This window comes from Niallia laureatilytica (assembly GCF_046613985.1).
GTDB lineage: Bacteria > Bacillota > Bacilli > Bacillales > Cytobacillaceae > Niallia.
The window spans coordinates 63,800-77,583 of the sequence record NZ_JBKKHP010000014.1; the positions used below are offsets into that span (position 1 = coordinate 63,800).

11 protein-coding genes are annotated in these 13,784 nt (G+C 36.5%); 1 reads left to right on the forward strand and 10 read right to left on the reverse strand.

What is annotated here, in order from left to right:
- Positions 1-123 precede the first annotated feature (123 nt).
- From secA to hpf, 3 genes are all read right to left on the reverse strand, one after another.
- On the reverse strand, positions 124-2,640 hold the full coding sequence (gene secA / locus ACLIJJ_RS23820) for a preprotein translocase subunit SecA (RefSeq protein WP_233318442.1): 2,517 nt from the start codon (positions 2,638-2,640) through the stop codon (positions 124-126).
- Between the two features lie 328 nt (positions 2,641-2,968).
- Positions 2,969-3,301, reverse strand: a complete 333-nt coding sequence (locus ACLIJJ_RS23825; RefSeq protein WP_233318440.1) for a bh protein — start codon at positions 3,299-3,301, stop codon at positions 2,969-2,971.
- Between the two features lie 247 nt (positions 3,302-3,548).
- Positions 3,549-4,100 (reverse strand): ribosome hibernation-promoting factor, HPF/YfiA family, encoded by a 552-nt coding sequence (gene hpf / locus ACLIJJ_RS23830; RefSeq protein WP_233318439.1) that lies wholly within the window; start codon positions 4,098-4,100, stop codon positions 3,549-3,551.
- A gap of 799 nt (positions 4,101-4,899) precedes the next feature.
- Between hpf and ACLIJJ_RS23835 the strand changes: the two genes are divergently transcribed.
- Positions 4,900-6,066: a glucose-1-phosphate adenylyltransferase gene (locus tag ACLIJJ_RS23835; protein ID WP_233318437.1), complete on the forward strand. Its 1,167-nt coding sequence runs from the start codon at positions 4,900-4,902 to the stop codon at positions 6,064-6,066.
- 47 nt (positions 6,067-6,113) lie between these two features.
- Here ACLIJJ_RS23835 and fliT read toward each other — a convergent pair whose 3' ends face one another.
- The 7 genes from fliT to ACLIJJ_RS23870 form a co-directional block, all read right to left on the reverse strand.
- On the reverse strand, positions 6,114-6,449 hold the full coding sequence (gene fliT / locus ACLIJJ_RS23840; protein ID WP_233318435.1) for a flagellar protein FliT: 336 nt from the start codon (positions 6,447-6,449) through the stop codon (positions 6,114-6,116).
- Entirely contained in the window at positions 6,449-6,850 is a 402-nt protein-coding gene (gene fliS, locus ACLIJJ_RS23845; protein WP_233318433.1) for a flagellar export chaperone FliS, read from the reverse strand. The genes fliT and fliS overlap by 1 nt, the downstream gene beginning before the upstream one ends.
- A gap of 15 nt (positions 6,851-6,865) precedes the next feature.
- Positions 6,866-8,371, reverse strand: a complete 1,506-nt coding sequence (locus ACLIJJ_RS23850) for a flagellar hook-associated protein 2 (protein WP_233318431.1) — start codon at positions 8,369-8,371, stop codon at positions 6,866-6,868.
- Positions 8,372-8,617: 246 nt separating this feature from the next.
- Entirely contained in the window at positions 8,618-8,986 is a 369-nt protein-coding gene (gene flaG / locus ACLIJJ_RS23855; RefSeq protein WP_237941923.1) for a flagellar protein FlaG, read from the reverse strand.
- Positions 8,987-9,103: 117 nt separating this feature from the next.
- A complete protein-coding gene (locus ACLIJJ_RS23860; RefSeq protein WP_411411800.1) occupies positions 9,104-10,195 on the reverse strand; it encodes a glycosyltransferase family 2 protein in 1,092 nt (363 codons plus the stop codon).
- Positions 10,164-11,630: a hypothetical protein gene (locus ACLIJJ_RS23865; RefSeq protein ID WP_411411801.1), complete on the reverse strand. Its 1,467-nt coding sequence runs from the start codon at positions 11,628-11,630 to the stop codon at positions 10,164-10,166. Before ACLIJJ_RS23865 ends, ACLIJJ_RS23860 begins: the two co-directional genes overlap by 32 nt.
- A gap of 133 nt (positions 11,631-11,763) precedes the next feature.
- A complete protein-coding gene (locus tag ACLIJJ_RS23870) occupies positions 11,764-13,674 on the reverse strand; it encodes a glycosyltransferase (RefSeq protein WP_411411802.1) in 1,911 nt (636 codons plus the stop codon).
- Positions 13,675-13,784: the final 110 nt, after the last annotated feature.

Genomic DNA, 13,784 nt, shown 5'->3' on the forward strand with positions numbered 1-13,784 from the left:
AAAGGTGTTTTGCTTAAACTTGACTCTGTATTCAAGCATTTCCAATCTTCATGAAGATATACAATTCCTTTGACTAAGAAAGACCTGCCTCAAAGCAACAGGAGAGGCAGGTCCTTTCATTTATTATAAATTAGCTCCGTGGCAATTTTTATACTTTTTGCCGCTGCCGCAGAAACAAGGAGCGTTTCGGCCAACATCAAGCTTTTTCATAACCGGCTTTTTCTTTGGCTTCTTTTCGCCCTCTTCTTTCGGATTAACTGCTTGTCCCTTCATTACTTCTTCCCTTTGAAGGTTTTCACGGATTTCCGCTTTCATGATGTACTTAGCAACATCCTCTTCAATGGATAAGACCATTTGTTCAAACATCGCAAATCCTTCTGATTGGTACTCGCGAAGCGGATCGATTTGTCCATATGCACGAAGATGGATACCTTGACGCAGCTGATCCATTTGGTCGATATGGTCAATCCATTTGCTGTCAACAGCACGGAGCACGATAACTTTTTCGAATTCTCGCATTTGTTCTGTTGTAAGCTTCTCTTCTTTCTCATCATAGTGGCGCAATACCTTTTCCATGATTGTTTCAACGATTTCATCGCCATCTTTGCCGCGAATATCATTTAGCTCCAATTCACCTTCTTGAAGCAGATTTCCGTTGGCATAATCAAGGACTGCCTGCAGATCCCAGTTTTCCTGATCTTCACTGTCCGGTGTATGTGCCGCCACATGGCGTTCTAAGGATGATTTAATCATCGCTTCTACAATGGTACGAAGATTTTCACTTGTCAGCACTTCATTACGCTGTGCATAGATAATTTCCCTTTGCTGGCGTAGTACATCATCATATTGAAGAAGCTGTTTCCGTGAGTCGAAGTTGTTTCCTTCCACTCGTTTTTGAGCTGATTCAACAGCCCTTGAAACCATTTTACTTTGGATAGGCTGGGAATCATCCATGCCTAGTTTCGACATCATTGCCTTCATTCCGTCAGATCCGAAACGTCGCATCAATTCATCTTCCATAGAAAGGTAGAATTGAGTAACACCAGGATCCCCTTGACGTCCGGAACGTCCACGCAGCTGGTTGTCAATCCGTCGGCTTTCATGGCGTTCTGTACCGATTACAGCCAAACCGCCGACATCCTTGATTCCTTCTCCTAATTTAATGTCCGTACCGCGTCCTGCCATGTTAGTTGCGATTGTAACAGCGCCCTTTTCACCGGCAGTAGCGATGATTTCCGCTTCTCTTTCATGGTTCTTCGCATTCAAGACGTTATGAGGAATGCCTTTTTTAGAAAGATACTTCGAGATGATTTCAGATGTCTCAATCGCAACTGTACCAACTAGAACAGGCTGTCCATTTTTATGTCTTTCTGCAATATCCTCCACAACAGCTCTGAACTTGCCGTCCATTGTTGCATATATCAAATCAGCGCGGTCATCACGGATGATATCTCTGTTTGTAGGGATGACAACAACACTCATATTATAAATATTGCGGAATTCCTCTTCCTCAGTTTTTGCAGTACCAGTCATCCCGGCAAGCTTTTCATACATGCGGAAGTAGTTTTGGAATGTGATTGTCGCAAGTGTCATGCTTTCATTCTGGATTTCAAGATTTTCCTTAGCTTCAATCGCCTGGTGAAGTCCGTCACTGTATCGGCGGCCCTTCATAAGACGGCCTGTGAATTGGTCAACGATGACAATTTCGCCGTCCTGCACAACATAATCAACATCCTTATGCATGCTCGCATGTGCTTTAAGGGCTTGTGTGATATGGTGGTTAATCGCTACATTGCTGACATCAAACAGGTTTTCAATTTGGAAAACTCGCTCTGCCTTGCTCATCCCTTCTTCTGTAAGCTGAACACCCTTCGTTTTTTCATCGTAAGTATAGTCTTTTTCTACCTTTAGACTGCTCACAAAAACATTTGCCCGCACATACAGCTGTGTCGACTTCTGAGCAGATCCGGAGATAATCAACGGTGTTCTCGCTTCATCTATCAGAATGGAGTCAACTTCATCGATAACAGCATAGTATAAAGGTTTTTGAACCTTTTGCTCATTGTAAAGGACCATGTTATCGCGAAGATAATCAAAGCCGAATTCATTATTTGTTCCATACGTAATATCAGCATTATATGCTGCCTGCTTTTCATCTCTTGATAAACCGTTTAAGTTCAAGCCGACAGTTAAGCCAAGAAACTCATACAGCTGTCCCATCTCAGCAGCATCACGTGACGCCAAGTATTCATTGACTGTTACAACATGAACGCCTTTGCCGGAAAGTGCATTCAAGTAAACAGGCATTGTCGCAGTTAAAGTTTTACCTTCCCCTGTCTTCATCTCAGAGATGTTTCCGTCATGCAGGGAAGCTCCCCCCATTAACTGTACAGGATATGGGTATAATCCAAGCACACGTTTTGCAGCTTCCCTCACAACTGCAAAAGCCTCAACAAGCATATCATCGAGCGTTTCACCTTTTTGGTAGCGCGCTTTAAACTCTTCTGTTTTTGCTTTTAGCTGCTCATCGCTTAATGCTGCCGTTTCACTCGCCAAAAGCTCTACCTTTTCTGCAATCTTTGTAAGTTTCTTTATATCGCGCTTATTCTGATCAAAAACCTTATTTAAAATACCAAGCATTAAAAAACGCTCCTTTATTATTGTAATGAGAGATTCTATTTAAAAACTATCATTTGGTTATTATATCAATAGCATAAAAGCTAGTTTATTTAAGCAACTATAGCATATTCATTGTTCATTAAAATCTCATGAAAATGAAGTGACTGTTTTGTAAACACCCTATAAAAAGGATACCATTAAATATATGTAGCTGCACTAGTATTTTCCTATATATATTACCATTTCCGCAATAGAGTGACAACTTTCGTCTGAAGGAAAGATGGAATAGACTAGAAGGGGTTATAAATATGACTTTGTCCTAAAAGCAAAATTCATTATATTAAGAAAATCAACATTTTTTATAGTACTTCATAACCTTTCTCGATTCATTTAAGTAGCGCATGAACCGGTATGGCTTGCTGATCACCCTTATTGGGAGTCTAGCGATAAATCGGCTCAAATCCTGTTTATATTCTTCAGTAATTCTACTCGGCTTTGTTGCGATATGCTCAAACAGTTCCTTGTAGAATTCCCTCATGATATTAACCTTCATGCCTGCTTCATATAAACAGGAATGACATTTGACGCTCGTTATTTCTTCATTTATATAAACAACATCATGAAGACTTTCATTATTGCAGTGTGTACAAAACAAGTTTGCTTCCATTACAGACCTTTTCATTGCCGCTCACACCCCTTGAAAATGAAATTGACACCTAGTAAGAAGATATTCTGGACCCACACTTATTATCTAATATTTATCTATAATACTTTCGCTCATTATATCAAACACTCCTCTTGATTGCAGGAGTATTCAAGTAATTGCCATAATATTATCGCAAAATACTGCGATTTTAAAAAAAGCTTCGTATTTAAACAGAAAAAACCTGCAGTTATATCCTGCAGGTTTCCTTCTTGCTGCTATACGTTTATTTTGCTTCAATAAGCCCATACTTGCCGTCTTTTCTTTTATAAACGATATTTGTTGAGTTAGTTTCCGCATCAGTGTAAACAAAGAAGCTGTGACCAAGAAGATCCATTTGTAAAATGGCTTCCTCACTGTCCATCGGTTTTAAATTAAAACGCTTCTGGCGGACAATTTCCATCTCGTCCTCTTCTTCCTGAAGTGCTGCTGCACTAGGCTCATCTGCACCGAATAAAGTGTTCAGATTGCCTTTTTCACGCTGCTTGCGGTTTACTTTCGTTTTATGTTTTCTGATTTGACGTTCCAATTTATCAACAATCAAATCAATTGCTGCATACATGTCCAAGTGATCTTCTTCTGCTCTAAGCACCAGCTGGGACATCGGTATTGTTACTTCCACCTTTGCAGTCTTATCATTGTAGGTTTTTAAATTCACATTGACATTTGCATCTGGCGTCTCGGAAAAATATCTTTCCAATTTAGAGATTTTCTTTTCTACATATTCTCTTATTGCTGGAGTTACCTCAATGTTTTCTCCTCTAATGTTGAAATTCATAAGTTACTCCTCCTTTTGTATTCCAGTGCAAGTCTTATTGTTCCCCTCGCAGCTTTAAAACTATGCGAGTAATGAACTTTTTGACTATACATTATATTTCTCGTTTACCCTTCCACATTCCTGCAAAAACTTTTAGAAAATTCGACAAATTTGTGAACAAATAAAAAACTGGCTGTTTTTTAAAAAAAGTTTACGGCAAATTTTTCATCTGCTTTTTTAGACAAATTTTTCAAGAGAATCTTTATCAATATAGCAACTGCCATTTTTCTAAATATCCCTTTTTTTATTCACACTTTTTCATTTCAAGCAGACGCAGGCATGGCGGACATGTTCTTCTCCATAAATAAACATAGTCTTTACTAGCTTTTCGTATCCTGCTTTTGGACTAAATTCTATTTTAGAACAATCTTTTACAATTTTTTTGATATAACTTGGTTTTAAAAAAAAATAGCTGGGGTAATTAAAAACTACATGAAACAAGCCAATAACTTCTCAAAAAAAAGAACTGTACCTCTTCAAAATATAAATAAATATTCGAATTTTGTCGGTAGTTGACAGAAAACATCTAATTATTTTAATTGTTAAAGTAATTAAAATCTAATAGAATTACGTCTATATGAATGGCCAAGGAGGAAAACAACATTGAACAACTTGAAAGTATTAACTGAACTTCCAGAGGAACAGCATAACAGCATTGAAGCTGAAGAAGAGCATGAGTACTACTACAAATTATGGGAAGATGACCGCTTATAATACTTCATCTAAACATCAATCTGAAAACGAATACAGGAGGGTTATCATGAAAAAACAATGTATCGCCATGCTTTTAGCCGGTGGAAGAGGAACGAGATTAAAGAAACTGACAGATCATCTAGCGAAACCAGCAGTACCGTTCGGTGGAAAATACCGAATCATCGACTTCACTTTAAGCAATTGCCGGAATTCTGGCATTGATACAGTTGGCGTGCTGACACAATACCAGCCTCATGTATTGCAAAATTATATTGGAGATGGAAAAGAATGGGATCTTAACAGAAGAGACGGCGGTCTTTCCATCCTGCCTCCGTACCAATGCGATACGGAAGAACGCTGGTATGAAGGAACTGCACATGCCATTTATCAGAACACTCCCTTCATTGAACAGTATGACCCAGAGCATGTTTTGATTATTTCTGGCGACCATATCTATAAAATGGATTATGATCTAATGCTGAAACAGCATATCGAGACAAATGCTGATGCAACGATTTCTGTTACAGAAGTACCGTGGGAAGAAGCAAGCCGTTTCGGTATCATGAATACAGAATCTTCAGGCAATCGTATCAGTGAATTCGAAGAAAAGCCAGAAGATCCAAAGTCAAACCTAGCTTCTATGGGTGTATACATCTTCAAATGGAAAACCCTCAAAGCTTACTTGGAAAAAGAAGAAAACAATCAAGACAGCTGCAAGGATTTTGGAAAAGACATTATCCCCGCAATGCTGCATGACAATTTAAAACTCCACGCATACCAATTCAAAGGCTACTGGAAAGATGTCGGCACAATCGACAGCTACTGGGAAGCCAATATGGATCTGCTTGAAAAAGAATCCAATATCTTCTTAAAAGATAAGGAATGGAATGTCTACACTGTAGAACAATCCCATCCGCCAGTATATCTTGATGACTCTTCAGCTGTGAAACATTCATTAATCAGCGAAGCATGTGAAATCTACGGAACAGTAGAAAACTCTGTCATCTTCCATGGAGTAACGATTGGGAAAGGCGCTGTCATTAAAGACTCTGTACTTCTGCCAGGAGCAGTTGTTGGGGAAAATGCAGTTGTTGAACGCGCAGTCGTTTCATCCAATGTAGAAATCGATGCCTATTCTGTCATTAAATCGAGCAAGCCCTACGATCCCATCGCCTTGATCGGTGAAAATGTCGTTAATGATAAGAAGCATCATGAGCTTTCGAGAGTGATCTAAATAAAATAAAAACCATTCACTTTAAAAAGTGAATGGTTTTTGTGATGTTATTTTCTTTTATCATAATAAATGCCATCTGTTTGCAGAGACTGATACGGATTGACATACTTCTGATTAGAAGCTTTTTTATGCTTTAATTCTTTAATATCTTGCTGAATGTTTTTCTTTTCCGCTTCAAGGAGCCCTAACAGCTCCTTATCCTGCTGAAGAAGGGCTTGACCCAGCTTCTTCTCCACTTCTGTTTCAGGTGTTTTCAAAAGCGTAAGCGTCGCCTGCCTTTTATTAAGAAGGTTATTGATTTTATCAGTATCCTTTTCTGGTTCACCCTTTAAGTGGTCAATCAGCTCTGCAGTAACTGCATAGCATTGCTTGATTGCTTCCATTAAACTTGCCCGCCAGAAGCATATTGTTTTTGACGGTTAATCTGGATAGCCTCTTTCCATGTATCTCGGAATTCTGTCAACAGAAATTCTACATCCTCCAGAATTTTGATGTCACTCACAATATTAGCTTTAATCAGCTGACGGTTCATGAAATCATATAAAGACATAAAGTTTTTAGAAATTGGAATTTCCATATTCAATGTCACCATCAGTTCTTGGATAATGTTCTGCGCCTTTTGAATATTTAAGTTTCTCGTCGCAATATCATTATTTTGGATGGCATTTTTGGCTAAACCGATGAATTTCAGGCAGCCATTATAAAGCATAAGCGTTAACTCGCCTGGTGAAGCTGTATTAACTGAATTCTGTTTGTATGATTGATACGGATTAGTAGTTGCCATTTATATTACTCCTTTTTATTGGCTGAACATGCTTGTCAAATAACCAGACTGGCTGTTCGCTTTATTGATAGCTGTCTCCATTGCCGTAAATCTTGCCCAGTATCTATTTTCAATTGTCGTTAATCTATCTTCAAAATCTGAAATTCTTGAACTGTATTGATTCAACAGTTTTCCTAATGTAAATGTGTTATTAACACTTGAAGAAGAACCAGCCTTCGTCTTGATGTCGTCCATTGCTACTTTCAAGTTGGCTCTGACCTTCTGTGCAAACCCTTGATCAGCTGTACCAGTAGCACTGCTGTTTTGGAATAGCTTATAAACACTATTAGGATCGGCCGTAATTGCTTCCTTTAGCTTGTCTTCATCGATTACAAGCTTACCGCCTTCTAAATAGTTGTTAGTCGTTGTGATGCCAATATCAGAAAGTCTAGAGAAAGCACCGCCTGTGTTTACGATAGAACCAAGACTAGAACGCATTCTATTCAACACATTAGAAAGAATCTGATCATTCTTTAATGTCCCGCTCTTCGCCTTCTCTTCCCACTTCTTAATCTCATCCTCTGTCATCTCTTCCTTTTGAGCATCAGTCAAAGGAGTATAATCTCTGTACTTCGTCTCACCGATTTTATCGCTGATTTTTTCGATTATTTCGTTGTATTTGTCAACGAAGCCTTTAACGGAGTCGTAAATAGAATCAACATCAGCTGTTGATGAGAATGTTATCGGCTTGCCGGCTTCTGTTACTTGTTTGAGTGTTAGTTCTACACCGTTGATTCGGAAGGTGTTGGATGATCTTTCTGTTTCGATTCCGTTGTATGTGAATTTAGCGTTTGAACCTGCTGTTCCATTTGTCCCAGTATTGTCAGATGCTACATTCAATTTTGTTAGTAGAGAGCCAGCGGTTCCATCCTGATCTCCACTTAGTATGATTTCACGGCCATCTGCCACTGCTCCTGTATTTTTCGCAGTAAATGAGATTTGTTTAGAAGTAGGATCAAAAAATGCTGTTACACCTGACTGCTGATTGATTTTAGCAACTAAGCTGTCCATCGTGTCTGTATCTGTAATTTCAATATCCTTGCTTGACATAACCCCGTTAGCATCAATCGCAGAAATAGTCAGTTTTGTGTCAGTAATCCCAGCACTGCGCAATGTTGCAGTTGAATCAGTAATAGCTGTAGCACCGTTACTTCTTATTGAACCAGCCGTAGCCAACTTCTCTATTTCAATTGATCCCGAAAAATCAGTCGTAGATGTTACGTTCTTAACAGACAATGCATCTGAATTAGATGAATTGATTGTTTTCTTAATAAATGTTGATTGCTTTTGCAATCCATCAGATAACAATGTATCCAATGACAGCAACAAGGTGTTCATTTCGCGATAGTCGTCTCGCTGCCACTCTGTATATGTTTTCTTTTGATTTAATTTGTCTAAAGGTACTCTTTCCGCAGTCATTAGCTGTTCTACTAAGGAGTCTATATCCATGCCGCTTGCGAGTCCGCCTATTCTTAAAACCAAATTCCTCACCTCGTACTTTTTTTATATTTAAACTAATAAAGCTAATGCTTTTTTTAAATATAATCATTGATTACTATTATTATCGGCGAGTCTTTTTCAGCCTTTAACATTTTATTGAGATATCTTACTTTTTACCTATATTGAATTTGCTAGGAGAAAGAGCTAGTTAAGAGGATATGCCTATGCTTTTTTAGGGATGACAGCAGCCTTGCCTATTAAAGCAAGAGCTGCTGTCATTAGTATGAATCAAATTTTCTCGTCTACCATTAAGCCCAAATACTCTTTCATCGCAGCATATATATCGAGCATTTTTTCTGAGGGTATTTCTCTGATTACCTCTTTTGTGTCATCATTAATGACTTGTACATAGTACTCTTCCAACTTATCGTGAAGCTGGAATTTAAGAGATGTGTGTGCAGGCTGAATAAATTCATTCATGCTGTTAATCAAGCTTTCCAGATCTTTTCTCTCTTTTTCCTTGCTTGCAGGATCAACAGGCTTATTCTCCTCTATGAGCGGATTAACAGGTGGTTCGCTCACTTTTGTCACACTATTCTCATTATTCTTGTGTTGCTGAGCTGTATAGACGCTATTTGAAGTATACTTTTCTATCATTGGCATTTCCCCCTAAAAAATATATACTACTTCTGTTATATCGGCTGCTTTTTTCCGCTTTTAATACAATGAAAAAGGCAGTTCGGATTTATTGCCGAACTGCCTTACCTGAATTAATTAAATTGCTGCAAGTCTTATCTTGGCAGGTTCATAGCCAAGTCTTGCAGACTCCATATAATATCTTTTCGCCTTCACGATGCTGCCGATTGCCTCATGATAAACACCTAAGTTATACAGTGCCAAAAAGCTGCCTGTTCCGCTTAAATATTCTGTATGCTTCTTCTTGCTGATATTCAGACATGCTGTAAAGCTGGCCTCTATTTTTGGAAGTAAGTGAATAGCTTCATTTAAATTGTTTAAACAATAATCTAAATAGAAAAGTCCCTTATAAAAGTGAAAATCAGTGACATTGTTTAAGCTTTGTTCATTTTCACGAATGACAATGATTGTTTCTTTGTTGACAAGCTCTTTCCCTGTCTGTAACAGCTCTAATATAAGCTGGTTATAGAAAGCATCATGCTGTTTCACTAGCTCATATGCCTTCTGCAGATGGTCCCAAGATTTATTAAAAGACTTGCTTAACCGGTACTCTTTTCCAAGTTGATAATGGAAATAAGCATCGTTTGGATGTTTCTCAAGTTCCTGAAGCAGGATAGGAATATTTCTTGCACTTTTATCCTTATCGAAATAACCGCTGTGAGAAACAGTCAGCTTCATATCCACTCTTGGGAGGGTTGAATCCAGCTGCTCGTGGATCGCTCCCTTATAGCGGACAGAATTCGGAAAAAATCTGGATATATAGGAGCTTGCTTCGAACTCCTCTCCATCTTTCTTGAACTTGCTGACAATTTTAATTCTGCCGATTTGATTTTGCTTCATGACTTTTTCCAGTTCATTTCTTTTGCCGAATGTTATATATTCGTCTGCGTCCAATACTAGTATATAATCGCCTGTACATTGGTCGATCGCATAATTACGGGCTTTTGAGAAATCATTTTCCCACTTAATTTGAAAAAGCTTTACATGTGGCTGCTTTGTTAAAATTTCTAATGTCCTGTCTGTTGAGCCTGTATCAACGATTACTATTTCGTCTGCTAAATTTCCAATGTTATTTAAACAAATTTGGATATTTTCCTGCTCATTTTTCGTTATTAAAGCTAGTGAAATTGTACCCATACTAATCAAGCTTAATTCCTTTTTTAATCTCACTAAATATCTTTTCACCTGCTGATCCATCAGCATTTACATAAACCTGTGAACCTAGCCCTTTTCGATTTTTCTCTAATGGATCATAACCTTTGGAAAGCTTTTTAACAACTTCATACCAAGGTTCCGATTTATCATAAGCGTAATAAAAAGCATTTTCTGGAACTAATGAATCTTCTGGAATTTTCTCATCCCAGTATAAAACCTTCTTTTCTGTAAGTAAGTACGACCTGAGAATAGAACTGTCAGTAGTAACTAATACATCAGCTAAGAGTAGAGCATTCATATAATCATCCGTTTCATCCAAGACGATACCTTTGTACATTGCATCATCCCCTTGGATACAGTTTTCCAAAAGATTATTAAAGTACCCACTAAAATAGGGGGTGTATTTTAAAATGGAGATCTTTGTTAACGGATGTGGTCTCCATAAGATAACACTATTTTCAATAAATCTAGGGATATTAAATATATCAATAAGCTTTTCCAATGCTAGGAAGGGATTCGCAGCAAAATACAAACAGCCTGTATTAAGCAGATAAACTGTTTTCCCTTCAAGCTTTTCTGTCCATTCCGCAGGATAATAAGGACTGTTATTTAAGGAACGATGCATAACATCTAGCTTAGGAGATCCAAGTACAAGCAGTTTGTCCTCTGATATCCCTTCTGTCATTGCAATTTCCTTTTCCTTATTGTGTGCAAGTATAAATTTATCGATATTATCTATTGCCGGAGTATGATAAGGATAAAATCCACCTTTTTTATAAGGAATAAAAGAAGCAGTATAATATGGAACGTACACTAACATATCAGTGTATTTCTTGAGGTTTGAAGTATAATATTCATCATAAACTCTAGTAAGAGTATTGTAATTATCATAAATATTATGGATAAAAATAATATCTGGTTCTTGCTCCTCTAAATTATAGTTAGTGAAATGAGTTACCGCTACGTCCTTTGGAAACCTGTCACCTTCATAAGTAGGAATGGCCTCATTTTGTGAAAGCTGGTAATAAGGAATCGGTACAACATGTACAACACAATCAGGATCCTTCTTTGCTGCTTCATAAATTGTAGAAAGACTATCCCACATCGAAACTTTATAAGGAAAAAATACTATGTTCAGTTTTGTAGCAGTCGTTTCTTTTATTAATGTTACAAGTAATTCTAACTGCTCATGAGTTTCTCTTAAACCTTCCGCAGTTACCTCTGTTGAATTCTCGTAATACATAACAAAACTATTTTGAACCAAATTAAATTGCTCTACTAAGAGAGGAGAAAGTTCTTCTTCCTGCATTAATTGCTCTGCGATAATGTCTAAGGCCATTAAACAATCTGAAAGTTCTAGGCTAGGATCCTTTAACTGATCTAATACCGCAACCATTTCCATAATTGTATTTGTAAGGTCCAGAACCCGCTGTTTCTTTTTTAAAAACATGTATGTATCCTCCGTAATTAACTGAACATTCTAACATAAAAACAATAAAGAATATTTATCCACCGGTAGCAATTCTAAGATACAGGGAATACCGGTAGATAAACATCTTTTTATGCTTCGAATTACTTTTGATTTATAAATCTTTTAAATAAACACTGTCAGGGAAAAGCAGTTTTGCTTTTTCTACAGTAGTATTATACTGATTCTGATCAATAGAGTTTTCAAAAATCATCTTATAGAACCTGAAGTCATTTTCATACACCAGTAAAGCATATTTAGTAAACTCCATGGCATTTAAGTTGTTACCAGTCTCTAATAAACCATTAATAATATTAAGGAAGTCTTGTTCTGTATAGTAATCCCAATCACATTCATTATATAGCTGTAGACCTTCTCCTTTAAAATCATTTTCATAAAGGATAGCAGCTGTTTGCGCTAATGTAGCTTCAGGTAGTAAGTGTTTATTTTTTAATAACGCAGATACATAATCAAACTTTTTATAGTTCAATAAGATTTGAAGAGACCCCAAAAACAGCTCTGTGTCAGTAATTGGTTCATTAGTTAGGTTATCCATTAATTGAACCAACATACTTATATGCTCATCTTTCTCTAAGGCTTCAACAAGCAAAGCGAATTCTCCTGTATCCAAAAGCCTTTTTCTTAGGAAATAGAGATCGATAATGTTAAGCATTTGCTTTTTGTTCAAGCTCTCAATTACTTTAAGGTTTAATAAATCTTTAAATTCACTTATACTTCCTAAGCCAGTTAAACAGTAATTCTTTAATTCATAGACTTTTTCTAGTATGCTGTCTTCCTGATTATGTTTCAAGAAAGGCTTTATAATATTTGGTTTCCCAATACTAAAACTTACTGTCATATAATAATTTAAATTTTTCATATTGATTAAATCGTTTCTTTCAATAAATTCAATAATTTCATCTTCTGTATGGAATTTATTTAAAATAAATATAACCTTACCAATACTTTCGCTATCTAGCTTATTTATATTTAACACACTCATATAGTGATAAATTGCTTTATCATATACTTTCTCATAATTATATATTTCCCCAAGTCTTCTGTGCGGCATTTGATCTTTTAAATCTGGTCTCAGGATTGTATGATTGTACTTTTCACTATTGTTAATAATTTCTTCGAAGTAATACTTGGCATCATCATATTGTCCTCTAACATAGCTAATCTCACCTTTTAAGAAGACCATTTCAAATGAACCTGGATATAACTCTATAGAGTCATCGATTACATTAACTGCGTCATTATATCGCTTTAACTGTATTAAGACACTAATTATTTGAATTACAGTAGAAGCCACCCAGGATAATTGATAGCTGCTCTTTAAATTATAAGCATTTGTATATGCTTTTAATGCTTCTTCATATTTTCCCTGTGAATAATATTCATTACCTAAATTGAAATAATCAAATGCATTATTACTTTCCTGCATTTCTTTATCAAGAAGGTCTTTATTACGTTCATTTTTTCCTTTCTCGGCTACAGTGTGATTCATGTATCCAGAGTGAAATACTGAAAGCTTCGCTATACTTCCGGTCAGAGATTGACCGTCAACACCTTTTAATTGTTCATGAATAGCACGATAATAGGCAATTTCTCCGTTATTCTTATACACACGATCATGATAATTCTGAATTAGTTTCTCTCCATATAAACCGGTAAAGTTTATTATTTTTACACCATATGTGTCAAATTTACCATTATCTTCTTTTAAACCATTAATAAATTCCTGATAATTTTCCTCATCAATAAATTCATCTGCGTCAAGTACTAAAATCCAGTCACCAGTTGCCTGTTTTGCCGCATAATTCCTTGCAGCAGAAAAATCGTTAATCCATTCAAAATCAAATAATTGGGATGTATATTTACTTGCAATTTCCTTCGTTTTGTCTGTTGACCCTGTATCTACAATAATCACTTCATCAACTAAATGTGCGACTGACGATAAGCAACGATCCAGTACATTTTCTTCATTTTTTACAATCATACATAATGACACTTTTATATCCACGTTAATTCCTCCTGATAAATAATAATGCTAATAAAAATATCGTGCTTTAATAAAACGAAGCACGATATTTCAATAGAACTACTAAAATATTTTATTATTGAAGTAATTGA